Origin of the sequence: Paenibacillus sp. TAB_01 (genome assembly GCF_043945595.1) — a bacterium.
Taxonomy (GTDB): domain Bacteria; phylum Bacillota; class Bacilli; order Paenibacillales; family NBRC-103111; genus Paenibacillus_S.
Genome location: NZ_JBIFNP010000001.1, coordinates 3,584,868 through 3,608,111, shown reverse-complemented (window position 1 = coordinate 3,608,111; position 23,244 = coordinate 3,584,868). Strand labels below are relative to the sequence as shown.

20 protein-coding genes and 2 pseudogenes are annotated in these 23,244 nt (G+C 54.2%); 19 read left to right on the top strand and 3 right to left on the bottom strand.

The annotated features are described in order from the left end of the window. Nucleotides 1-15: 15 nt before the first annotated feature. The 4 genes and pseudogenes from ACHHV8_RS17385 (at nucleotide 16) to ACHHV8_RS17370 (ending at nucleotide 6,223) form a co-directional block, all read left to right on the top strand. Nucleotides 16-1,998 carry a methyl-accepting chemotaxis protein gene (locus tag ACHHV8_RS17385; protein ID WP_395160025.1) on the top strand — a complete coding sequence of 661 codons (1,983 nt, stop codon included), beginning with the start codon at nucleotides 16-18 and terminating at the stop codon, nucleotides 1,996-1,998. 284 nt (nucleotides 1,999-2,282) lie between these two features. Then, nucleotides 2,283-3,341 (top strand): annotated as a pseudogene (locus ACHHV8_RS17380) (tartrate dehydrogenase). Nucleotides 3,342-3,954: 613 nt separating this feature from the next. Then, nucleotides 3,955-4,647: a response regulator transcription factor gene (locus ACHHV8_RS17375; RefSeq protein ID WP_395160023.1), complete on the top strand. Its 693-nt coding sequence runs from the start codon at nucleotides 3,955-3,957 to the stop codon at nucleotides 4,645-4,647. After that, entirely contained in the window at nucleotides 4,640-6,223 is a 1,584-nt protein-coding gene (locus tag ACHHV8_RS17370; protein WP_395160021.1) for a sensor histidine kinase, read from the top strand. The genes ACHHV8_RS17375 and ACHHV8_RS17370 overlap by 8 nt, the downstream gene beginning before the upstream one ends. Nucleotides 6,224-6,403: 180 nt before the next feature. On the opposite strand, the gene ACHHV8_RS17365 is transcribed toward ACHHV8_RS17370, so the two are convergent. Genes ACHHV8_RS17365 through ACHHV8_RS17355 form a run of 3 tightly spaced genes read right to left on the bottom strand, consistent with a single transcriptional unit; the run spans nucleotide 6,404 to nucleotide 8,679 of the window. Beyond that, on the bottom strand, nucleotides 6,404-7,579 hold the full coding sequence (locus ACHHV8_RS17365; RefSeq protein ID WP_395160019.1) for a hypothetical protein: 1,176 nt from the start codon (nucleotides 7,577-7,579) through the stop codon (nucleotides 6,404-6,406). Nucleotides 7,580-7,636: 57 nt separating this feature from the next. Further along, nucleotides 7,637-8,161, bottom strand: a complete 525-nt coding sequence (locus ACHHV8_RS17360) for a substrate-binding domain-containing protein (RefSeq protein ID WP_395160017.1) — start codon at nucleotides 8,159-8,161, stop codon at nucleotides 7,637-7,639. Next, nucleotides 8,134-8,679 carry a LacI family DNA-binding transcriptional regulator gene (locus ACHHV8_RS17355; protein ID WP_395160015.1) on the bottom strand — a complete coding sequence of 182 codons (546 nt, stop codon included), beginning with the start codon at nucleotides 8,677-8,679 and terminating at the stop codon, nucleotides 8,134-8,136. Before ACHHV8_RS17355 ends, ACHHV8_RS17360 begins: the two co-directional genes overlap by 28 nt. 182 nt (nucleotides 8,680-8,861) lie before the next feature. On the opposite strand from ACHHV8_RS17355, the gene ACHHV8_RS17350 reads away from it, so the two are divergent. The 15 genes and pseudogenes from ACHHV8_RS17350 (at nucleotide 8,862) to ACHHV8_RS17280 (ending at nucleotide 23,202) form a co-directional block, all read left to right on the top strand. Next, nucleotides 8,862-10,271 (top strand): FAD-dependent oxidoreductase, encoded by a 1,410-nt coding sequence (locus ACHHV8_RS17350; RefSeq protein ID WP_395160013.1) that lies wholly within the window; start codon nucleotides 8,862-8,864, stop codon nucleotides 10,269-10,271. Between the two features lie 181 nt (nucleotides 10,272-10,452). After that, complete coding sequence (locus ACHHV8_RS17345; protein WP_395160011.1) at nucleotides 10,453-12,072, top strand: response regulator; 1,620 nt, start codon at nucleotides 10,453-10,455, stop codon at nucleotides 12,070-12,072. A gap of 15 nt (nucleotides 12,073-12,087) precedes the next feature. Beyond that, a complete protein-coding gene (locus tag ACHHV8_RS17340) occupies nucleotides 12,088-12,735 on the top strand; it encodes a hypothetical protein (RefSeq protein WP_395160009.1) in 648 nt (215 codons plus the stop codon). Next, nucleotides 12,705-13,649 (top strand): histidine kinase, encoded by a 945-nt coding sequence (locus ACHHV8_RS17335; RefSeq protein WP_395160007.1) that lies wholly within the window; start codon nucleotides 12,705-12,707, stop codon nucleotides 13,647-13,649. The genes ACHHV8_RS17340 and ACHHV8_RS17335 overlap by 31 nt, the downstream gene beginning before the upstream one ends. Continuing rightward, nucleotides 13,585-13,926, top strand: a complete 342-nt coding sequence (locus tag ACHHV8_RS17330; RefSeq protein ID WP_395160005.1) for a sensor histidine kinase — start codon at nucleotides 13,585-13,587, stop codon at nucleotides 13,924-13,926. The genes ACHHV8_RS17335 and ACHHV8_RS17330 overlap by 65 nt, the downstream gene beginning before the upstream one ends. Before the next feature lie 235 nt (nucleotides 13,927-14,161). Continuing rightward, nucleotides 14,162-15,127 carry an ABC transporter permease gene (locus ACHHV8_RS17325; protein ID WP_395160003.1) on the top strand — a complete coding sequence of 322 codons (966 nt, stop codon included), beginning with the start codon at nucleotides 14,162-14,164 and terminating at the stop codon, nucleotides 15,125-15,127. Nucleotides 15,128-15,140: 13 nt separating this feature from the next. Then, nucleotides 15,141-16,016, top strand: a complete 876-nt coding sequence (locus ACHHV8_RS17320; RefSeq protein ID WP_395160001.1) for a carbohydrate ABC transporter permease — start codon at nucleotides 15,141-15,143, stop codon at nucleotides 16,014-16,016. Between the two features lie 112 nt (nucleotides 16,017-16,128). Then, a complete protein-coding gene (locus ACHHV8_RS17315) occupies nucleotides 16,129-17,658 on the top strand; it encodes an extracellular solute-binding protein (RefSeq protein WP_395159999.1) in 1,530 nt (509 codons plus the stop codon). A gap of 216 nt (nucleotides 17,659-17,874) precedes the next feature. Next, the gene (locus ACHHV8_RS17310; RefSeq protein ID WP_395159997.1) at nucleotides 17,875-18,297 is read left to right on the top strand and encodes an FAD-dependent oxidoreductase; all 423 of its coding nucleotides are present in this window, start codon (nucleotides 17,875-17,877) and stop codon (nucleotides 18,295-18,297) included. After that, a complete protein-coding gene (locus tag ACHHV8_RS17305; protein ID WP_395159995.1) occupies nucleotides 18,288-19,217 on the top strand; it encodes an FAD-dependent oxidoreductase in 930 nt (309 codons plus the stop codon). The genes ACHHV8_RS17310 and ACHHV8_RS17305 overlap by 10 nt, the downstream gene beginning before the upstream one ends. 117 nt (nucleotides 19,218-19,334) lie before the next feature. Further along, nucleotides 19,335-19,601: pseudogene (locus ACHHV8_RS17300) on the top strand (hypothetical protein); the annotation flags it as partial. A 41-nt stretch (nucleotides 19,602-19,642) separates the two neighbouring features. Then, nucleotides 19,643-19,897: an SGNH/GDSL hydrolase family protein gene (locus ACHHV8_RS17295; protein WP_395159993.1), complete on the top strand. Its 255-nt coding sequence runs from the start codon at nucleotides 19,643-19,645 to the stop codon at nucleotides 19,895-19,897. Nucleotides 19,898-20,227: 330 nt separating this feature from the next. Continuing rightward, nucleotides 20,228-20,923, top strand: coding sequence for a Na-translocating system protein MpsC family protein (locus ACHHV8_RS17290; protein WP_395159991.1), 696 nt, complete (start codon nucleotides 20,228-20,230; stop codon nucleotides 20,921-20,923). Nucleotides 20,924-21,175: 252 nt separating this feature from the next. Continuing rightward, complete coding sequence (locus tag ACHHV8_RS17285) at nucleotides 21,176-22,429, top strand: ATP-binding protein (protein ID WP_395159989.1); 1,254 nt, start codon at nucleotides 21,176-21,178, stop codon at nucleotides 22,427-22,429. Between the two features lie 179 nt (nucleotides 22,430-22,608). After that, a complete protein-coding gene (locus tag ACHHV8_RS17280) occupies nucleotides 22,609-23,202 on the top strand; it encodes a TetR/AcrR family transcriptional regulator (protein ID WP_395159987.1) in 594 nt (197 codons plus the stop codon). Nucleotides 23,203-23,244 lie beyond the last annotated feature (42 nt).

Below are 23,244 nucleotides of genomic sequence, written 5' to 3'. Positions count from 1 at the left end.
ACGGGGGGGATTCCTATGACGAACTGGTTCTCAACTTTAACTGGAAAGTTTATGATTTTTACCGGTGTGATCCTGTTTATTTTGATGGGCGTGATCTACTCTTTCGAATGGCATGAAATTAATGAGGATGCGGAGGCCCAGCTGCTGGATAAAGGTAACAGCTTGGCGATCGCCCTCTCCAAGACGCTCCAGAGCGTAACCGAAGACGATATTCGCAATGGCGTCACACTAAAGAACGGGACGCACATCGGGGGAGACGAGCTGGGACGGCGCTTATTCGACCGCCAGCTGCAGGTGATTCCCGAGAGCAAGCAGGAGGCCGATAAGCGAGCCAAGAAGCCTGAATATGCCGACGCGCAGCAGGAGCTTCAAGATGGCAGTTCGATTCCGCTGACCCAATACGAGCTTAAATATAAAAGCGCTTTCGATGATTATACGGATGAACGCTGGCAGGGCATCATCGACAGCTTCATGACGGATGAGAACGTCATCTTTGCCATTCCGGCCATGGATTCGGACAATCCGGACTTTGCCGGGTACGTGCCGACGCATAACAGCAAGTACAATCTGCAGGGAGAAGCGTCCAAGGATGAGTGGGGAGCCGTCGGACTGCTCAGCCAAAATAACCGTGCCAAGCGGGTGTTTAATGATTCGACAGGCTATTTGTCGGCGGTGACCAAGGATACTTCAAAGGCATTTTTGCAAAAATATCCGCGCAACTTGAACGGACATATCGTAGAGACATGGAACGTTTCTTACCCGCTGACCCTTAACGGGAAGCACTGGGGAGGCGTCCGCGTCGCTTTGTCCAAGCAGGGCTCCGATGTCTTTGTAGTGAAGCAGCGGGAGCTGATGGCGGGCGCATTCGGACTGTTATACATAGCTATGCTGGTAATTCTTTATGTTATATCCAAATGGATCGTTGCCCGGAAGCTGCAATTTGTGCTGAAGGCGGCTGCCAACTTGAACTCGCACGAGGCGGATTTGACTTACCGGATTCCCGTAAAAGGCAAAGACGAGATGGCCCTGCTGGCGCGGGAAATCAACCAGTTCATCATTCATTTGCAGGCGATGATCGGCAATATTCGCGGCATGTCCGGACAAGTAAATCAGATCTCCGGGCAGCTGACGCAGAGCGCGTCGCATTCCACGGATATGGCTTCCGAGATTACCCGCTCCGTTCAGGAAATGGCGGCAGGCGCCGAGAATCAGGCGACAGGTGCGGAGGACAGCGCCAAAGCGATGGAAGAAATGGCGGCCGGCATCCTGCGGATTGCGGAGGCTTCCAGCCGGGTAAATGAAGAGACCCTGCGGCTGGTAGAAGATGCGGAGCAGGGAAGCAGCGCCTCAGAGCAGGCAATGCGGCAGATGAGCGTTATGAGTGAGTCAGCGCAGCAGGTCGGCGATGCTATCCGCAAGCTGGATGAGGACATGCAGTCCGTCAGCGCGATGGCCCACTTCATTTCCGGCATTGCCGCACAAACGGGCCTGCTGGCGCTTAACGCCGCGATCGAAGCGGCCCGGGCGGGCGAGGAAGGCAAGGGCTTTGCCGTTGTCGCCAAGGAGATCCGCAAGCTTGCGGATCAGGCGGAGGCTTCCGCCGGACGGATTCACGACCGGGTCGATGAGATCCAGCTCTCGATGTCGACGGCCGTTCAGGCGATGGAGCACGGACGGCAGGAAATCGGGCTTGGCGTAGAGCAGGCGGGACATGTGCGGGACGCGCTTGGCCATATCGTTCATGCGGTCCATCAAATCTCGGAGCAGATGGAGGAGGTTTCCTCTGCAGCCGAGCAAATGACGGCAGGCAGTGAAGAGGTGACGGCGGGCATCGAAGAGATGGCCCGGATTGCGGGCTCGGCCTCCGACCTGACGCATCAGGTCGCGGAGGCGTCGGAGCGGCAGCTGAAGGAAGCCGAGACGGCGGCCAGACAAGCGGAACAGCTGCAGGAAGCCGGACAGCAGCTGCAGGAAACGGTGGGCAGGTTCAAGGTATAACCGTGCCCCTCTTTCAGCCGGAGCTTGGCTTCCGGCAAGTACGGCTTTTGCAGCGGTGGAAACCCGGTGATGAGAGGCGAGCGTTTATTCTAATAGAACGCTTCCGCATGCTCCGCCGGGTTTCATTGGTTACCGCTTTAGCGGGATTATTTTTCTAATGAACTTTCGTTCCGACAGGAGACGATCGCTTTATGTCGAATATATTTCTATGCAAACGTTAACAAAACGAGTCTTCATGCTATCACATCTTTCGATTGGGTAATCAAAGAGAGGAGTTATGCAAGATGAACAAGTTTGACATTGCCGTTATCCCGGGTGACGGGATCGGGCTGGAGGTTGTGCCTGCCGCCAAGCAGGTATTGGAGGCTGCGGCTGAGCTGCATGGGGGGCTGTCGTTTCAATGGACGGAGTTTCCTTGGAACTGCGAGTATTATTTAAAGCACGGGCAAATGATGCCGGAGGACGGCATTGCCACGCTGCGCAATTTCGATCATATTTTCCTTGGGGCAGTCGGGATGCCGAAGCTGGTTCCGGATCATATCTCCTTATGGGGCCTGCTGATCAAGATTCGCAGAGAAATGCAGCAGTCCATCAACGTCAGACCTGCCAAGCTGCTGAGGGGACTGCAATCTCCGCTGCGCGATCCGAAGCATTTCGATCTGATCGTCGTCCGTGAAAACTCGGAGGGAGAATATTCCGAAATTGGCGGCAGAATCCACAGCGGGCCCGATCAAATGGCCATTCAGAACGCCGTGTTTACAAGAAAAGCGACCGAGCGCGCGATGCGCTATGCTTTTGAGCTGGCCAAGTCGCGCCGCAATCATGTAACCAGCGCTACCAAATCCAACGGCATCTCCCACAGCATGCCTTTCTGGGACGAGGTATTCAATGAAGTCAAGGGCGATTACGCTGAGGCCGAGACTGCCAGCATACATATTGATGCGCTTGCCGCGTTCTTCGTGATGAAGCCGCATCAGTTCGACGTCATCGTGGCTTCCAACCTGTTCGGCGATATTCTGACCGATCTCGGCGGCGCGATTATGGGCAGCATAGGGATCGCTCCTGCCGCTAACTTGAACGTCGAACGGAAGTTTCCTTCCATGTTCGAGCCGGTTCACGGCTCCGCTCCTGATATCGCGGGGAAAGGTCTGGCTAACCCGATTGGCCAAATTTGAACCGGCAAAATGATGCTTGATTTTATGGGCTATACGGAGCTGGGGAATTTGATTCTGGAAGCGATTGAGGATACGCTTTCCGCAGGAATCAAGACGGCGGATTTGGGCGGCAAGGCTACAACCTCCGAAATGACGGAGTATATCATTGCCCGTCTTCGCGAGAAATAATTGCTGTGACAACCAATGATTGCGAAGTGCAATAGAATCGTTCAGCTGGAGAGCCCGGGATTCCCGGGCTTTTTTGTATCAGGATTTATAAATTTTCGGGATCCCCGCAAAGTACCTGAGTCCGCTTCGAAGCATATACCCCACTTTGTGGGGTTATTTGCTGTCTGTTTTGCTTGGTAAGGCCAGACGATGACATACGTCCAATGGACGAGGGACATGAAAGCTCTAAGCCTATGCTTCGTCACTTTTTGTCTATAGAGGCTCATGAAACAGCGGCTTTCCGAAGCTTTTTGCTCCGGAACGGCCGCTTGTTTGTTTTTAAATCCAGCTCTTAATAAACATAAATTTCGTATTAAGAAACTTTTAAGAAATGCCCATACTATCTGTTAAGATTCGCAGGCTATACTGAGTCCATCCGAACAAAGAAGAAAGGAGCGCCGCTGATGCAGAAGAACGATAGCTCTCACCATATGGAAGCCGGCTGGGTTTCGTCACCCGGTTGTTGTGTTTCCCCTCATGACTTGATACGCTGGAAGATAGGCGCCGCGATGGTACTGCAAGCTTGCGTAACCTGCCGCGGCAGGTTCGAATATGCGTAAAAGGGGAAAACGAGATGACACAGCCGACCATACTTCTAGTCGATGACGAGAAAGAAATTATAGATTTATTGGAAATTTATTTGAAGAACGAAGGCTACAAGCTGCTGCGCGCAGCGGATGGCGAGGAAGCGCTTCAGGTGCTCCGCAAAGAAGAAGTCGATCTGATCGTCCTCGATATCATGATGCCGAAGATGGACGGCATTGAAGCTTGTCTCAAAATCCGCGAGCAGCGGAACATGCCTATCATCATGCTTTCTGCAAAAAGTCAGGATATGGATAAGATTTGGGGATTAAGCTCGGGAGCGGACGATTATATGAGCAAGCCGTTTAACCCGCTCGAGCTGATTGCCCGTATCAAGTCCCAGCTGCGGCGCTACACCCGTCTGAATGTGCCCCAAGCCAACAGAGCGAACGAAATCGAAGTGGATGAGCTGACCATCAATACCTCGACGCATGAAGTCAAGCTGGAGGGCAGAGAGATCAAGCTGACGCCGAGAGAGTTCGCTATTCTGGAGCTGCTCGCGCGCAACCGGGGAATCGTATGGAGCATCGAGAAAATTTACGAGACGGTTTGGCAGGAGGCGTATTTTGATTCGGATAATACCGTGATGGTCGATATCCGCAAAATTCGCGAGAAAATCGAGCAAAATCCGCGCAAACCGAAATTTATAAAGACCGTGTGGGGGGTTGGCTACAAAGTTGATTAATAAATATGAATTGGATGCATCCTCAAGGCTGAACCGGTTTCCGTTTACCTGGTTCCCTTTTAACCTGCTCCGCAAGCTGATTTTATTTATAAGAAGACTGTATCTCATGGGGATGGGCCATGTAGAACGGAGCATCCGGCTGCAGCTGATTCTGACCTTCTGCGTCTGCCTGTTGGCTTCTTCGTTAACTTACGTCATCAGCGCAAAAATGTTCGGTGAATTTAACCGCGAAGCCGATATTGATTATCATTTTGGCGTGGAGCAGATCGATCAGGAAGCGCGCCAGCTGGTGGTTGAATTGGAACCCCAGCCCACAGCCGATATGTATAGGCCGGATAACGAACGTATGGCTGCGGGTGAGGCGAGCGATCCATGGAACCTGCATGAATTTGAAGAGCATGTGAAACGGATGGCCGATGATGAAAAATATAAGGTGCTTGTCACCGATCTGGATGGAAAGGTGATTTATCGAAGCGCCAACGCGCCGGAAACGCATGTAGAAATTCATAATATTATCGGCAATGCGATGAATGCACGCACGGTTCAGGAGTATGGCAGGAAAGAATTTTCCAGCTTTTATCCGGTTAATTACAAAGGGGAAAAAGCTTATCTGATCGTCTCCGGCATTCCCGAGCCGCATATTACATACCGCAAAGGCGAGAGCCCGATGTCTATGCTGAGCGCGGTCGCTGCTTTTATCTTTTTGTTTTACTTTTTAACGCAAAAGAAAATGCGCTATGTAGAGGAACTGGCAGGGGGACTTCGGATCATCGCAACCGGCAATCTGGATTACCGGGCTATTGAGCGGAGCCCCGATGAGCTGGGCTCTCTTGCCAGGGATATGAACCTGATGGTAGAGGATCTGCAGCGCAGGATCGAGGAGGAACGCCGCTACGAGAGGCTGAAAAGCGAGCTGATAACAAATATCTCGCACGATTTGCGGACGCCGCTTACACTTATTATGGGCTATTTGAGGCTGCTGCACGATAAAGGCTATGAGACGTCCGAGCAGGCGGCCGGTTATGTCAGCATTGCCTACAGCAAAGCGGAAAAGCTGCAGTCGCTAATTGACGATCTGTTCGAATATACAAAGCTGTCCAACCGGGACGTCCCGATGTACAAGGAAGGCGTCGCGATCAATGAGCTGCTGGATCAGTTACTGGAGGAATTTGTAACTCCGGCGGAAGAGCAGCAGCTGATCATTCGCAGAGAGATTCCGAAGGAAAGGCTGCTTGTGCGTATCGATGTCGATAAAATGATTCGCGTGTTCGAGAATTTGCTGACGAATGCGCTCAAATACAGCTTGAAGCCGGGCGAAATAACGGTCAAGCTGTCCCATGATCACCGGTATGTGATCGTCAAGGTGAGCAACCGCTCCGAGCCGCTGTCGGATGAGGAGCTGCAGCAATTGTTCGAACGCTTTTACCGCGTGGACGCGTCCCGTTCCTCGGATACGGGCGGCTCCGGTCTCGGACTTGCGATAGCCAAGAGCATTGTCGATTCGCATGAAGGAGCGATCTGGGCGGAGCAGGACGGCGGGCAAATTCATTTCTATGTCAAGCTTAGACTGGCCTAAGTTGAAAGGTCCGGAGGACTCTTATCGACAAGCGAAAGCCCCCAATCGATCGAAATCGATTGGGGGCTTCACCGTTTATTATAAGGCTGCTTGACCGGACAGAAGAAGCACGGCTCAGTCCGTTACGGAAGTACCCACATAGGTCCCTGCCAGGTATGGATATAGTACCAGGTGTCTCCATTAGGCGAGGTCCAGCATCCGGGACGCTCCAGCCTCCTGCTTCGTAAAGGTCAGCACCGTTCCGGTAACCTGGCTGGAGTCGATATAGGGCATCGTGTAGCCGACGGAAGTGTCGGATAACTGCACCCGCGCATCGGTGAGTTTGACTCCCAGCTGCTCGTCATGAGCGAAGTCTCCGGTCAAATGCGAGGCGATCTCCTGGGCCGGGTTAACCCAGTGGCCCTCTCCGTCTGCGAGCACGAAATACCAGCTGCGGTTCCACCGGCCGACCGCGTGAAGCGTTTGCGGCGGCTGTGCGAGCTGCTCCGCCATGTACAGAGCCGGAGAGGAATAGTACTGGAATGCAACCGGCAGCTCGAGCTGGAGCTCAACCGGCTCCACGCCCTCGTAGGCGCCGCTGCCGTAATAGATCCAGCGCAGCCCGCTTGGCGTGTCCACCTGGTACCATACACTCGGGGGCACCATCCGGCTGACCTCGGTATACTTAGCCTTAGGTTGAAGGAGCTGGGGCTTCGCCACAGGTTCCTCCGCCGGCTCCTGATCGAACGGATAGCGATAGACCGGGGCCTCTTCCATCAGGGCGATGCTGCCCGCGACCGGCTCTCCTTTATATTTCTCCGCATAACGATAGGGCAGGATCCATTTGTCGCCTAACCAGGAGGTATGGATCAGAAACCACTTGCCGTTCGGGCTCGAACAGGGAGTATAAGGCTCGCAGGTCGTGATCGCGCCTAATACTTCTACCTGCTGCGCAGAAAGCATCGCGCCTGCAGAGCTTGCGGTACTCGTATAGTTATACAGCTCCGTTTCGTCGAGCAGCGTAATCTTGGGCTCCGCCGTTTCCAGTCTTCCGTATTTGTATGCGCCTTCCTTCAAATGAAGCCATCTCGTGCCCAGCCAGGTTTCCACCGGAATGACATCCATCTGAGGGATGCTCATCAATTGATCTCTGGGAATCGGCGCGAGTCTGACCGATTGCAGCGCAGATAAGGCTCCGTCCGCCTCCACGGATTTGGCGTCGCGGCTCGTGTACAGTTTGAAGCTGTCCAGCAAGGTAATGTAGGGCATATCCGAGATGGCGGCTTCCTCCGCCTCTGCGGCTGCATGAACCGATTGAGGCATTACAGCCAGCCAAGCAGCGGATAGTAAGGCAAGCAAGGCAACCCATTTTTTCATTATTTCTCCTCCTCCCTCACAATAGACGCCTGCGGCGCAGGAAAGTTTCTTTCCGGCTCATTCCAGCTTGCGCGTCGTTTCCCCATTGAAAAAATCGCATTGGATGCGAATATGCTCAAAAGGCAGCGACGGATTGGCCATCCGCCACAGCATACGGTCTGCAGCGCGGTAGCCCGTTTCGCGGATCGGAAGCAGGGGGCGGGTGAACAGAGGCATAGGACTGTGCATAGGCTGCTCGTTGAGAAAAGCGACGAAGGACAAGTCTTCGGGAATGCGAAGCCCCAGCTCGATGCAGAGCCGGTACACCGGTGCCGCTTCTCCGTCAATCCCGCAGATGATCGCGGTCGGTTTATAAAGCAGCAGCTTTTCTTTGAGCTCCTCCAGCCAGTCCGGACGGCTCTTCCTCGCCGAAATCGAATGATGATGAGGGTCCACCGTAGTCCCCGCCTCACTCATTGCCTGACAAAAAGCATGCCAGCGCAGGGCAAAACCCCGCTGCACATGAATATCGCCCACATACATCAGGTTCGTATGTCCCAGGCTGCGAAGGTGCGCTACGGCCTGGAAAGCCGCTTCGTACACATCCCAGATGACGCTGTCGATTCGTTCGCCCGGCGGGGGAAGCTTAGCAGAATTCGCGGGAGCGGCAATTGAAACAGCGGTGCTTCCCAAGCTTTGGGGACGATGCTCGGCGCGATAAAAATGCCATCCGCATAATGGACGCCGTGTTCCTCCAGCCAGCCCGGCATGGCTTTGCCGCCGATCGTCTTGGGCAGCACGACCGGCTCGAGCTGATGGCCGAAGGAAGCGAAGCGCTGATGCAGCCCTTCGAGCAGAAGCCGGTTGTAGCTGACCGACTCCTCGGTCTGGACGAGCAGAAAGCGCTGCCGCTCGACCGGATACGGAGCGATGCGTTCCAGCTTGAGGCTTCGGATTTGATCCTTGGTATAATAGCCGAGCTTCTCGGCTGTCAATACGATCAGCTGCCGGGTCGCTTCGGACATGCCGGGCTTTCCCTTAAGCGCTTTCGATACGGTTTGTACCGTAAGGCCGAGCTCCCCGGCCACCGTTTTTAACGTCACTTGCTTACGGATAGGCATAACTGCAATTCTCCTCCTTATGCGCAGCATAGGCCCATAGGCCGAATAGGAATGATTCCATTCATCGTATCACGTTCCGGTTTTAAGTTAAACTAAAATGAAACTAGTTCCTCTCCAGCTCACAACTATAATAATAATTAGAACAAGAACATACCCGATGGACGGGTGAAGGAGGCTCTCTGATGTTAACGAACGAGAACAAGCTCATGACAATTCCTGCCCAGCAGCTGCCGGTATCTTATACGCCGGATGTTGTGGTTGTCGGCGGAGGTCCGTCCGGCATTGCCGCGGCGATGGCGGCTGCCCGCAATGGAGCGCAGACGCTGCTGATCGAGCAGCGCGGTTATTTGGGCGGCATGGGAACCGCCGCGCTCGTTCCGGCTTTTTGCCCTTATACGGATGGGGAGAAGCCGGTGATCCGGGGGATTGGCCTGGATCTGCTGGAACGTATGAAGCATGAAGCGGGCGAAGCCTTTTTGCAAAGGTACGAGGAACAGCTCGACTGGGTACCGATTGATGTGGAGACGTTAAAGCGGGTGTATGACGACGCGGTGGCGGAGAGCGGAGCGCAGATTTTGTTCCACACCTTCGCGGATCAGGTACTGCTGGACGGAGACCGAATCGAAGGTTTGGTCATCAGCAACAAAACCGGCAGGTCGGTCGTACAGGCGAAGCTGTATATCGATGCGACAGGCGACGCGGATTTGGCAGCGCTTGCAGGCGTACCGTTTCAATCGGGCGGGGAGCAGGGCGAGCTGCAGCCGGGCACGATGTGCTATCTGGTGACGGGCGCAGATAAAAAGAGGTTCGACCGTTTTACTCAAGAAAGCGGTCAAGGCAAGCAGCTGGAGAAAACGATTATCGAGGCCCAGCAGAACGGCGACCTGCCGGATGGACGCAAACGGATTTCGGGTATCGCCTGGATTTCGGATACGGTGGCCGGGTTTAATTTCGGCCATATCTTCAACGTCGACGGCTCCAAGGCGGAGGATTTGACCCGCGCGGCTATCGAAGGGCGCAAGCTGATCGATACCCAGATCCGGTTTTTGCGCAAATATGTCCCGGGCTTCGAGCAGGTGCATCTCGTGCATTCGGGAGACCAGATCGGCATCCGCGAAACGCGGCGGATTGCAGGCGACTACACGCTGGTGGTGGATGACTTTATCTCGATGAGAACGTTCGAGGACGACATCGCCCGCAATGCCTACTTTATCGATATCCATCTGGCGAATGCCGCAAGCACGATGACGATCAAGCATTTGCCGAAGGGACAGTCCCACGGCGTGCCGTACCGCTGCATGCTGCCGCAGGGCAAATCCAACTTAATCGTTGCGGGCCGTTCGGTATCGTCCGACCGCCCGGTGCAAGGCTCGCTGCGCGTGATGCCGAACTGCTTCGCCATGGGGCAGGCGGCGGGTACGGCGGCGGCGATGGCCAGCGCGGACGGTGGCGGCTTCCGCGAGGTGCCGGTGCCTGAGCTGCAGCGCAGGCTGATCGAGCAAGGGGCATGGCTCGGCGAGCGGCCGGGGCAGGCCGATAGAGGGCAGGCGGTTGCCGCCGGTCCGATCCATTATGACGAGGAGAGCAAGTAGCACAGCCTCCCGCAGTCTGGTTCTTTCCGGCTCGGCAGCTTAAGGATTACACCTGAAATGTTAGGATTACCCCTGTCAAAGCGGAATCCGCATCCACTATAATGGGGAATATAGGCGCAGCCCTCCAAGGTGTTCTCCTTGGGAGGGCTGTTTGCGCCATAGGAAAAGGGGGCAGTCCGTCATGTATACACTGGTCATTGTGGACGATGAGCCGACCGTCCGCTTCGGTCTGCGTAATTATTTCCGCTGGCATGATTTCGGGATTGAAGTGACCGGAGATGCGGACGACGGTCTCACCGGGCTGGAATTGATTGAACAGGTCAAGCCTGATATCGTGCTGACCGATGTGCGGATGCTGCATATGGACGGCATCCGGATGGCTTCGCATATTCGGGAGAAAGCGCCGGATACGAAAATTGTTTTTGTCAGCGGCCACGATGACGCGGATTATTTGAAATCCGCGCTGCAGGTCAACGCTGTCGACTATATATTTAAACCGGTCAATATGCAGGAGCTGCAGACGGTCATTGAGCGTGTCACCCGCGAGCTGGAGGCGCAGCGGAAGGAGCGCCGGCTTGTGGCGGACATGCAGGTGAAGCTGACGCAGAGCTTGCCGCTGCTGCGGGAGAAGTTTCTGATGTCCATTATCCGCGATGAGATCCGCCATGTGCAGCGGATTCAGAACAGGCTGGACTTCCTGGAGCTGCGCCTTCCGGCCGAGGCGCCGTATTGGGTCATTGTCGTGCAGATCGACGACAATGCGCAGTTTATGGAAGCGCGTACCGAGCGGGACCAGCAGCTGCTGGCATATGCGGTATTGAATGTGTGCCAGGAGCTGATCGGCCGGCTGCTGAACGGCTATGCCTTTGAGAACCGGAGCGGGGAATTTGTAGGAATTTTGTACGGGGATGAAGCGCAGGAGGCGTTGGAGGATCAATTATTTCTGCTGGCGGAGGAAATTCGCGATAATGTCGCCCAATGGCTGAAGCTCAGCGTAACGATCGGGATCGGCGAGCGGGTCTCCGCGCTTTCTTCACTGCCCATTTCATATGCGAGAGCGCGCGAAGCCGCCGACCGCAAATGGTACTTGGGCAAAAACCGGGTTATCACCATGGACAGCCTGGAGACGGACGAAGAAAGTCCGTACCGGCTCGACTCTGCCCGCAACGAGCAGTTCTTGTCTTTATTGAAGGCCGGAGAACCGGTGCCGCTGCTCCGCGAGCTCGACCGGTGGTTCGAGCGGGTCGCCCGAAACCGCAAGGACGGCTTCCAGTACGGACGCATTTTCTCGCTGGAGCTGCTGCTGCTGTCCAACCGGCTGCTGCTGGAGCTGAATATCCATGACGCCGGTCTGGAGAAGCAGGAAACCGAGCTGTGGGGGCGAATGAATAAGCTGGAGACGATCCGTGAAGTAAGAGAGCTGCTGGAGGCTCATCTGCTGGATGTTTGCGGACGGATACAGGAGAAGCGCAGCGGTAAAGCCCGCAATGTCATTGAACGGATCCGGGCGGTAATGGACAGCCGGTATGCGGACAATTTGACCATTGCCGATATTGCGCAAAACGTCTTCCTTAGCTCTACCTATGTGAGCCTTCTGTTTAAGCAGGAGACAGGGGAGACGGTGTATGAATATTTGACCAAGGTGCGGATGGAGCGGGCCAAGGAGCTGCTGCGCGATCCGCGGTTTAAATTTTACGAGGTCTGCGAAGCGGTCGGCTACTCCGACCCGAGTCATTTTACGAAAATTTTCAAGAAATATACCGGATACACACCCAGCGGCTTCAGGGATCAAATGACCTAAAAGGGGACGGTTCGGATGAAGAGGCTTTATCCCAAATGGGTTCATCAAGCCCCGGCCATGCTGCGGGGGCTGGTGGAGGCAAGAAACTGGCTGCTGGCGTACGTGCTGCTTATATTGACGCCCGCAGCCTTTCTGTTGTACTCGTATTACCAGAAAACGTCCGTCGTTCTGGAGCAGGAGGTTACCCGTTCCATGCTGCAGACGATCAAACAGACGGGAATTAACCTGCAGTACCAGCTGGACCGGGTCCGGGACACCTCGAATTCCTTGTTTATGAATCCGGCGCTGTATTATAACCTGGCGGAATCCGACGATGCGTATCCGGTGGATGTCGCCAAAAATCTGCGTTCGCTGCTTGGCGTTGCAGAGAACAATGAGAATGTGTTTCGGGTACGGCTGTTTGTCGACGACACCAAGCTGTATGCCGGGGAGAAAATCAACTTTTTTCCACTGGAATCGCTGAAGCTCCGTCCCTGGTATGCCCAAGTGCTGGAGGCGGGAGGCTCCCTCGTCTGGACCGGCGCCTATCTGGAGCATTACATTGACCGGGATGACGCCTATGTCATCTCCGCTGCCAGGATGCTGAGGACCCGAGGCTGTACGACCGGTTTATCGGGGTGCTGGTCATCGATATGTCCGAGCAAATCGTCGGCAGTCTGCTGAAGAAAGTAGAGCTGTCGAAATCGGGAACGGTCTATCTCATAGACAAAGAAGGGAAGCTGGTCTGGCATCCGGATCCGTCCCGGATCGGACAGCCTGCCGGCGAAGCCGCAATGCAGGCCGTACGGCTCCAAGCCCCGGAAGGAATTGAGCGGATGGCTGCGAACCATGATACCAAATACGCCGTGTTTACAACGATCGCCAATAATGGCTGGAAGCTTGTGGCGGAGGTTCCGGCCGGAGAAATCGCCCGCCAGGCCGTTACACTGAACCGGTTTTCGGGCGCGGCTTTTCTGCTCGGCGTGTCCGTCCTGTTTCTGCTGCTCGTGTTCGTGCTGCTTGCCTTTGTCATCCGGGGAATGACCCGCCGGGTGCAGCTGGTTATCCGGACGATTCACCGGGAAGGGCTGGAGCGGCTGGAGGAGCATCAAGGCAAGGACGGAGGAAGCCTGAACGTGCTGGAGCGCAGCGTCGATCATATGATTCACAAGGTCAAGGATTTAATGGAGGAGGCCTACACGGCCAAGGTGCAGGAGCGAGAGGCGCAGCTGCGCGCGCTGCAGGCCCAGATCAATCCGCATTTTCTGTACAATACGCTCGATACGATCAATTGGATTGCGGTCGGCCGAGGGGCTTCCGATATCAGCCAAATGATTGACGGACTGGCCAAATATTTCCGGCTCAGCCTGAATAAAGGCCGGGATATGATCAGCGTCGAGGACGAGCTGAAGCTGGCCGAGGTATATTTGGACATTCAGCAGAGCCGGTTCCCTCAAAGCTTTGAATTTGCGATTGAGGCGGAGCCTGAACCTGCTTGTCTTCATGATTCCGAAGCTGACGCTGCAGCCGGTTGTGGAAAATGCGCTGCTGCACGGCATCCGCAAATCCAAACGGCGGAGCGGCAGCATCCGGATTGAAGCGGCGCGGGACGGCGAGGATATCGTCCTGACGGTCAGCGACGACGGTTCAGGCATGGAAGCGGAGCAGGCCGCCAGACTGCTGAAGGAGCCCCAGCCGCAGACGCGCTCGGACGGAACCGGCAGCTCGTACGGGCTGTACAACGTCAACGAGCGGATTCGTCTGTTTGCCGGCGAGGACTACGGCTTGTCCATCGTCTCTGCACCTGATGAAGGGACGACGGTGCAGATCCGGCTGAAGGCCACGGAGGCGGCGCTGGGCGGCGGGAAGGAATAAAGCAGGAAATACGAATGCAGATGCCGGCTTCGACGGTTCGAAGCCCGGCATTTTTATTAGAGGCCGGAGAAGAAGGAGCGGTTCGGCTGCCTGCAGCATGACGTATAAGGCAATGCTCTGAAGCCGGGCTGGAAACTCCATAGGATTAGACCAGAAACGATAGGTTTACCTTCTACAGAAGGCTTCGAATACCTCCTATAATAGACCTATAAGCTACTTGGAGGTGACGTCACAGATGAATTCCACAACCGCTGCCGATCTTAATCGCGATCAAGAGACGCGGGCCAGCGTGAAGCGGGACAGCCGCTGGAAGCTGTTCCGCAGCCATATCGACATGTACGTACTGCTCGTGCCGGGTCTGATCTTCCTATTCCTGTTCAAGTATACGCCGATGTATGGCATCGTGATCGCATTCCAGGATTTTAACATTTTTGACGGCATAGCGGGCAGTCCCTGGATCGGGCTGGAGCAGTTCCGCAAGCTGATGCAGTCGGATGAATTTATCCAGGTATTTACCAATACGCTGGTCATCAGCTTGTACAAGATCGTGCTGCTGTTCCCGGTTCCGATTGTCGTCGCGCTTCTCCTGAACGAGGTCAGGCGCATGTTCTTCAAACGAACGATTCAAACGATTATTTATCTCCCGCATTTTCTTTCCTGGGTCATTATCTCCGGCTTGTTCATCAACATTTTATCGCCCTCCGGCGGCTTGGTGAATCAGATGCTGGCATGGTTCGGCCTCAATCCGGTATCGTTCCTGCTCGATAACGATTTCTTCCGCAGTGTGGTCGTCTTTACGGCGGGGTGGAAGGAAGTCGGCTGGAACGCGATTATTTTTATCGCCGCCATCGCGGGCATCGAGCAGGAGCAATATGAAGCCGCTTCCATCGACGGAGCGGGCCGGATCAAGCAGATGTGGTACATTACGCTGCCGGGCATCCTGCCGACGATCGTGCTTATGTTTATCCTGCGTATCGGCAACCTGCTGGAGGCCGGGACCGAGCAAATTTTGACATTGTACAACCCGGTTGTGTATCAGACGGGAGACGTTATCGGCACATACGTATACCGGATCGGTCTCGGCAAAATGGACTACAGCTTCAGCACGGCCGTAGGCTTGTTCAATTCCGTCGTAGGCTTTCTGCTCATCGTAATCGGCAACATGCTCAGCAAAAAACTGCTCCACCGCAGCATTTGGTAAGGAGGAATCACAATTGCGTAGAAAAACATTCGGCGACATCGGACTGGATCTGTTCTCCTATGCCGTTCTGCTGCTGATGGCGGCGGCCACGCTGCTGCCCTTTGCCAATGTGCTGTCCAAGTCGGTCAGCGAGGAATGGGCGGTCGTTGCGGGGAAGGTCGGCATTCTGCCCGTAGGCTTTCAGCTGGAAACGATGGCTTATGTGGTGACATCCAGCCAGTTTATTCATTCGTTCCTTATTTCCGTGCTGATTACGGTCGTGGGAACCGTGCTGTCCATTCTGGTGACGGCCGTGACGGCCTACCCGCTGTCCAAGCGGCAGCTGCCCGGTATGGGAGTTATCATGGTGCTGTTCGTCTTTACGATGATGTTTAACGGCGGCATCATACCGAACTATTTGTTGATGAAAAACCTGGGTCTCATCAACAGCTTATGGTCCCTGATGCTGCCTGCAATGATCAGCGTCTTCAATATGCTGGTTATCAAGAGCTACTATGAGAGTCTGCCCGAGGCGCTTGAGGATTCGGCCAAAATGGACGGGGCCAGCACCTACACGATTTTATTTCGGATCATTTTGCCGCTCAGCGGGCCGGTTCTCGCGACGATCGCTTTATTTTATGCGGTGTACTACTGGAACGATTTCTTCAATCCGATGCTGTATATTAACGATCCTTCGCTCAAGCCGCTTCAGCTGTATTTGAGAGACATCGTTATGGATGCCGACTCGTCCTCAGCTCTCAACAAAAGCGTTGACGACATGATGAACGTTTCGCCTGAAGGCATTCGCGCCGCTACCGTCATCGCGTCCACCATTCCGATTCTGCTTGTGTATCCGTTTCTGCAAAAATATTTTATCAAAGGCGTGCTGATCGGGTCCGTCAAAGGGTAACACAGCAAAAAGTAACACAGCAAAAGGGTAACACCGGCATGGAGCTTCGGCCCTCTGCAGTCGGACCGGAGCATCCGTACCGTAATACAGATAGATTCAAGGAGGGTTCTGCATGAATACCAAAAAATGGCTCGTTCTCTCACTGTCCGCTCTTATGCTCGTTTCCACCGCTTGTTCCTCCAAGGGAGGGGAGACGTCCGGCACGGCCTCCTCAGGAACAGCACCTGCATCGAACGAAGCCAAGCCGACGCTCAAATCGCTGCAAATCTGGCAAAAGGACGATTATAATACGTATCCGGTCGCCAAAGTGCTGGAAGAAAAAACTGGGTACAAGGTGCAGTACGACATGCTTCCGCAGGACAAACCGCAAGATAAGCTGAACCTGCTGATCGCTTCTTCCGAGCCTTATGACGCGATTACGACGGGAGGAAGCAGCGATTTCAAGGCGCTCTACGCGGACTATGCCAAAAAGGGCGCTTTGACGGACCTCGGTCCGCTGATCGACAAATACGGCCCCAACATTAAGGCGGCCATTTCCAAGGAAACCTTGGACGCGGCCAAGGTCGACGGCAAGCTGTATGCGATCCCGACATCGGCGATTTCGTTTGCGAGCACCAGCTTAATGATCCGCCAGGACTGGCTCGATAAAGTGGGGATGAAAGCGCCGACGACGCTGGATGAGCTGGTGGCTGTTTTGAAAGCGTTTAAGGAGAAGGACCCCGGCGGCAACGGAGATAAAAATATTCCGTTAACGATGAAGGGCGACGACCCGATTGTCGCGGATATTGCCGGAGCCTTCGGACTGTACAACTTCTATAACGATGTGAACGGCAAGCTGACGCCCCGCGTGCTCGATCCCGGCTACAAGGAATATATCGCTTTCATGACCGACCTGTTCAAGCAGGGCTTGCTTGATAAAGAGTTCGGCGTCAACAAGGATGCGACGATGAAAGAGAAGTTTTCGAGCGGCAAAGCGGGCATGATGCCTTTGCACTGGGCGGATGTGCCTACCGTGGCCGATGCGCTGAAGAAGACTCAGCCGGACGGCAAAATGGTCTACATCCCTGCGCTGAAGGGTAAGGACGGAAAATATGGCCTAAGCGCTTCCGCAGGCTTCGACCGCATAACCTTTATTCCGAAAGCGGCGAAGCATCCGGAGGATGCGATCAAATGGATCAATGCGAAGCTGGACAAAGATACGTTCAAGCTGATGGCCATCGGCGAGGAAGGGAAGCATTATACGTTCAAGGACGGGGCGTACTTGCCGATCCTGCCGATCTTCACCGATGAGCGCAACCAGGCGAACAATTTCCTGATGGGCGCGGATGAGAAAAATTATCCGACATATTGGCAGGCGCGTGTGCGCAAGGATCCGCGGTTGTTTGAGGCCTGGGAATATTTGAACGTAAAACAGCCTGCCGATACGAGAAAGATGGACCTGCTCGGCATTTCTCCTTATATGCCGGAGTACTCGAAAAACTTCCAGCAGCTCAACACGATGGTCAACGATTACACGGTGAAGCTGATTTTCGGGGCGGAGCAAATCGGCGGGCTGGAGGCGTTCCAGCAGAAATTCAAATCGTCCGGCGGGGACGCCAGCTTCAAAGAAGTGAACGACTGGTATGCAACCGTTAAGAAATAAGAGGGATAAGTTCCGGCAGCTTTTGGATTCATAGTGTTATTACAGGCTGGCGCAGAGAGAACCTGCGTCAGCTTTATTGACCTATTTATAAATTTTCGGGGTCCCCGCAAAGTACCTGAATCCGCTTCGAAGCATAATCCCCACTTTGTGGGGTTTGCAGGTACAGAGGGAAGAGGAATTCGGCACGTTCATATAATGGAAGAGGAGAGATGACCGGTGAGCAGAGTTATCGAAGCCGATATCGTAGTCTGCGGGGGCGGGCCTGCAGGAGTGAATGCGGCTATTGCGGCGGGACGGAGCGGGGCGCGGACCGTGCTGGTGGAGCGATACGGATTTATAGGCGGGATGTCGACAGCCGCTTTGGTCTACCCGTGGATGACCTTCCATACAGCGGAAGGGAAGCAGGTCATCAAAGGTATCGCACAGGAGATCATCGACCGGCTGATGCAGCGGAAGGCGTCGCCCGGCCATCTCAGAGATACGGTGGGCTTCGTGCATACGATAACCCCGTATCACCCGGAGCACTACAAGGTATTGGCGCTTGAGATGCTGAAGGAAGCGGGCGTGAAGCTGCTCCTGCACAGCTTTGCCGATCGGGTAGTCACGGAGAGGACACGCAGATTCAGTCTGTGGAGCTGACGACGAAGTCGGGCAAGGTTGAAGTCCGGGGAACCGTATTTATCGACGCTACCGGGGATGCGGACATAGCCTATTTAGCCGGAGCCCCGTGTCTGCAGGGCCGGGACGGCGACAAGCTGACACAGCCGATGACCATGAAGTTCCGCATGCGGGGCGTCGATCTGGCACGGGTCAAGCAGTATATGCTGGAGCATCCGGAGGAATTTTACCGCAAAACGCCGTTCGGCGAGCTGCCGGAGCTTCCGTTATCCGGTGTTCTTGGCTATTACAAGCATTGGAAGGAAGCGGATCTGCCGATCAACCGCGATCAGGTTCTTTTCTTCACCGGACCGGAGGACGATGAAGTGTTGGTCAATACGACCCGGGTGCAGGGACTGGACGGAACCGATGTGGAGGACTTGACCGAAGCGGAGGAGCAGGGACGCAGGCAGGTGCTGATGGTTGCCGACTTTATGCGGCGGCTGCCCGGGTTCGAGGGGGCGTCCTTATCTGCCGTTGGCGCGCAGATCGGCATTCGGGAAACGAGACGTATCGACGGCGTCTACGCCCTGCAGGCGGACGATGTCGTGCAGGGGAGAAGGTTTCCCGATGTCATCGCGCGCAGCGGCTACCCGATCGATATCCACGATCCTTCCGGCAAAGGCGTGACGGCGGCATGGGTGCAGGGGGACGGCGCCTACGATATTCCGTACCGCTGCCTGCTGCCTCGGCAAATTACGAATTTGCTGACCGCCGGGCGCTGCATCTCGACGACGCATGAGGCGCTGGCGACGACCCGTCTGACGCCTAGCTGCATGGCAACCGGCCAGGCGGCAGGCTCTGCAGCGGGACTCGCCGTGAAGCACGGCGTCCGGCCCGGGGAAGTTGACATTGCCGAGCTGCAATCGGTGTTGGAGGCCGGAGGCGCTTTATTAAGATAAAGTGTCGTGGTGAAGGCGGAGTGCAGCGGCATTCATCATAAAGGAAACCGAGCTAAGGAGGAAACGGCAATGGAATCGCAATGAACCGGCAAAGCGTGGGGAACGCTTGGAGACAGCATTACGGCTGCGGGCGGGTACCAGCCGCTTGTCCAGCAAGCTCTAGGCTTCCGGGAGGTCCGGAATTACGGTGTCGGCGGGTGCCCAATGACGGCCGGCGGGGAGACCGACTACGGCGCAACCGTGCATGCCGGCAAGCAGGCGGAGCCGTCCCTGGACTGCGTTACGATCTTCGCAGGCGTTAACGATTTTCGTCTGCATAAGCCGATCGGCGATCGCGGAACGCATGACGTGGAGACGTTCAGAGGGGCTTATGCTTCTTTGATTGAGCATATCTTAGAGCGGAATCCTCATACGCGATTGAATTTATGGACCCGCTGCAGCGGGATAAGGACGGATACGATATTTACCGCGTCAACGAGGCGGGACACCGTTTGGCCGAATACGCCGAGGCGGTTCGGGAGATCGGCCTGGCCTATGCGCTGCCGGTGCTGGATCTGTATGCGGTAAGCGGCTTCCATAAGCTGACGCTGCCCGTGCTTACCCGGGACGGCCTGCATCCGAACGAAGCGGGCTATCGGCGGATTGCGGGGCTGGCCGCTTCATTTTTACAGCAGCTGTAAGAGCAATTCATGCTTAGGTTAGTAGCCGATCTGGGCGCGTGCCGCAGGCTGTCCCTCGGATAAGCAGCATCGGCGGGCGGTTGTATGCTATAGTGGTTTGGACAAAAGCAATAAGGCGTCCCGGGCTGGATCCGGGGCGCCTTATTTGGTTCCTATCGGGACACGGAGAACTTCAACGATTTTATGTCTCCCTCCTCGTATATGGGGTTCATTACTTTTGACAAGAAAAAAACTGGAATATATTTGGAATATTTACCTTGGAATAACCCATACTAGTTCATGACTCACTAATTGACTCACTAATTTACAGGGAGCAGGGGACTATGGACTATGAACCAGGTCAAGCACCAGACGGAAATAGCGAGTTATATCGGCAAGCTGCTTCGCGATAATTTCGGCAAAGGCCCCGATTCGGTTTATGTATCGATAGGGCATCCGTTTATCGTCGTCTATATACGCAATCTCATGTCGCCGACAGAGCGGGTGCTCATGGCGCAGCAGCAGGAAACGCTGCTTCAAATTACTAGAGATACGGTTATGCAGACTTTAATCCCCGATATTAAGGCAAGCATTCGCCATGTGGCGGGCATGGAAGTCAAGGAGTTTTATTATGATTGGAACTTGCATAACAAGTCGGCTGTGTTTGTGTTGACCTGTGTTGACCTGAACGTAGTTGCTGAATCCGTCTCCGTCGATTATCCGCACAAAAAAGAGCTGCACCAGGAAATCTTGAATTTAAGCATACAGTCCGAGAAGCCCCCGGTAAAAATATTATCTTACCTCATCAATCCCAGGACGCTGGTCGTCATCCGTAACGGCATTCTCGTCGCCATCGAGAAGCAGTTGATTCGTCTTGGCCAGGAGGAGCAGCTGCGAATTGCCAAACGTGCGCTGGAAAAAAGCCTGCTGCATAACAACCATTTCGAATCGGTGTTGAACTCGAAAATTACGGACAGCTTCGTCGATTGGGATTTCGAACTTGACCGCAGCTTGATTATTTTTATTCTTACGCCGGGCGACGCATGAAACATATGTTCCTATTGCATATTTTAACTGGAGCATATAGTCTAACTTGTAGGGCACTGGATAAAAAGCCAGTGCTTTCATGAAAATAAAGCTGTAGTTGAATTCAAAAAACGTGTCTTGCTTGTCCTTCAACGAAGGCGGAAATGAGCTAGGTATAAAACTAGACATAAGCCAAAACAAAAGGTGTGCTCTTCTTTTGTTTTGGCTTTTTTATGTTGTCATGATGGAATAGAAGAAGGGGAAATGGGGTCCATGTTAAAGGATTTGCTGCTGCACACGCTAACCATATTGTTTCCAATTATTATTACGGAGATTTTATTGCTGGACAAGTTCCAAGCTAGAAGAACAATGCAATTTCAGATCTTGACCGGCCTGTTCGGCGGAGCCTCCGCCATGCTGTGCATGACCTTTCCTATTACATTGGACCACAAGTTTATACTGGACTTCAGGTGGATTCCGCTCTTATCGACTATTTTGTACGGGGGCTATACCGCAGGAGGCTTAGCCGTCGGGATCACCTTTGTGTATATGGTTTTGCTGGGAGGCCATGGGGCGCCTTTTTCCTTGCTGGGAAGCCTGCTGCTTGCCGGCGTTCCTTTCCTGTTTGTGCCGCGCTTTTATAAACGGAGCAGACAGCAAAGAATTCTCATTAGCCTGAGCGTTTCGGCGGCAGCTTGCCTATGCGTTTTTGCCGGCATGTTTATCTATTTCTCTTATCTTGTCAAGTCGCCGGTTTCGCTTTCGTTTGCCTACTGGTTCGGCCTTTCTTTAGTCCTCCAGCTGCTGCTGACCTTATTGGCCGTGGGCATGATCGAGAAAATGATCGTCATTTCAAGAATGAAGACCGAAATGCAGCAGGCCGAAAGGCTCTCGATGATCAGTGAATTGGCGGCGTCCTTGGCCCACGAGGTCCGCAATCCGCTTACGGTCGTCCGGGGATTCATTCAGCTTGCGAAGTCGGGAATGGACGGGAAAGGGCAGCAGTATATGACCACGGCGATCGAAGAGCTGAACCGGGCGGAGTTTATTATCAGCGATTATTTAAGCTTTGCCAAGCCGCAGGTCGAGCGGGTCGACGACATGAATGTTTCGAGCCTGGTTCATACTGTCGCTACCTTAATGACCTCTTATGCCACGGTTCGGGGCATTATTCTCGATTACCACACCGAGCCCGATCTGCGTTTCCGCGGGGATCACGCCAAGCTGAAACAGGTGCTGATTAACCTGGTCAAAAATGGCGTGGAAGCCATGAGCTATGGAGGCAGTATGGAAATCAAGGCATACAAGCTGAATCAATACATATGGATTCAAATTACGGATCAAGGGGAAGGCATGACGGAAGAGCAGCTGAAGCAGCTCGGGAACACATTTTATTCCACCAAGGAAAAAGGAACCGGTATCGGTCTGATGGTAGCGTTCCAGATCGTTTCGGCGATGAATGGCAAATTGCTGTTCAAAAGCGCCAAAGGCCAAGGAACGACGGTGACGCTGCGGCTGCCCGTATAAAAAGGGCGGCGCAGCAGGGCCCTGGCCGTATTTTGCGAGGGCCGGCCCGCAGGCGTGTGATTACAAGGCAAGGCATAGAGACAAATTCAGCTGTAAGGCTGTGAAGCCTTGACAAGTGAAAAGATGCGGAATAATATAATGTCAGTAAGTACTGACAGACATTTAGTGGAGGGATAGGTATGAGCGACAGGAACCAATCCGCTAATGAAGAGAAGCTTTTGTTAACAGCCATTGATCTCATCTCGGAGAAAGGCTACAACGGCGTTTCAACGAAGGAAATTGCCGCTACGGCAGGATTAAGCGAAAAAACGCTGTTCCGCTATTTTGGCAGCAAGCAGAATATGCTGGAAACCGCATTTGACCGTTTTCATTATGGCCATGAGATGACGAGGCTGTTTCAGGAAAAGCTGACCGGCGATCTTTCGGCAGATCTGCTGCTGATCAGCAGGACCTATCACGAGCTGATGAACCGCAACCGGAAGATGATTCTGATCAGCATTAAGGACGAGGGGAATCTGCCGGGGTTCAAAGAGAGAACGCAGAAGCATCCCCGCCAGCTGTTGACGATTCTGACGAACTATTTCACCGAAATGGCCGGCAAGGGGAACATTTCAGGCAAAGATCCTCAATTGCTCGCCTTGTCTTTCATGATGATGAATTTCGGCGCCTTTATGAATGACTTGGAAGCTGGAGCCAACTACTTCCCGCACGTTACGCTGGAAGCGTTTATTGAGGAAGGCGTCCGCGTGTTTACGAGAGCGCTGACTCCGTAGTTATTTTACATCTATGCGGAAAAATATTTCGCTGCGGCCGCA

Coding starts and splice junctions, on each gene's coding strand:
- ACHHV8_RS17385 (WP_395160025.1), top strand. CDS start 16: ATGACGAACTGGTTCTCAACTTTAACTGGAAAGTTTATGATTTTTACC.
- ACHHV8_RS17375 (WP_395160023.1), top strand. CDS start 3,955: ATGACACAGCCGACCATACTTCTAGTCGATGACGAGAAAGAAATTATA.
- ACHHV8_RS17365 (WP_395160019.1), bottom strand. CDS start 7,579: ATGAAAAAATGGGTTGCCTTGCTTGCCTTACTATCCGCTGCTTGGCTG.
- ACHHV8_RS17355 (WP_395160015.1), bottom strand. CDS start 8,679: ATGCCTATCCGTAAGCAAGTGACGTTAAAAACGGTGGCCGGGGAGCTC.
- ACHHV8_RS17350 (WP_395160013.1), top strand. CDS start 8,862: ATGTTAACGAACGAGAACAAGCTCATGACAATTCCTGCCCAGCAGCTG.
- ACHHV8_RS17345 (WP_395160011.1), top strand. CDS start 10,453: ATGTATACACTGGTCATTGTGGACGATGAGCCGACCGTCCGCTTCGGT.
- ACHHV8_RS17340 (WP_395160009.1), top strand. CDS start 12,088: ATGAAGAGGCTTTATCCCAAATGGGTTCATCAAGCCCCGGCCATGCTG.
- ACHHV8_RS17335 (WP_395160007.1), top strand. CDS start 12,705: ATGTCCGAGCAAATCGTCGGCAGTCTGCTGAAGAAAGTAGAGCTGTCG.
- ACHHV8_RS17325 (WP_395160003.1), top strand. CDS start 14,162: ATGAATTCCACAACCGCTGCCGATCTTAATCGCGATCAAGAGACGCGG.
- ACHHV8_RS17315 (WP_395159999.1), top strand. CDS start 16,129: ATGAATACCAAAAAATGGCTCGTTCTCTCACTGTCCGCTCTTATGCTC.
- ACHHV8_RS17295 (WP_395159993.1), top strand. CDS start 19,643: ATGGACCCGCTGCAGCGGGATAAGGACGGATACGATATTTACCGCGTC.
- ACHHV8_RS17290 (WP_395159991.1), top strand. CDS start 20,228: ATGAACCAGGTCAAGCACCAGACGGAAATAGCGAGTTATATCGGCAAG.
- ACHHV8_RS17285 (WP_395159989.1), top strand. CDS start 21,176: ATGTTAAAGGATTTGCTGCTGCACACGCTAACCATATTGTTTCCAATT.
- ACHHV8_RS17280 (WP_395159987.1), top strand. CDS start 22,609: ATGAGCGACAGGAACCAATCCGCTAATGAAGAGAAGCTTTTGTTAACA.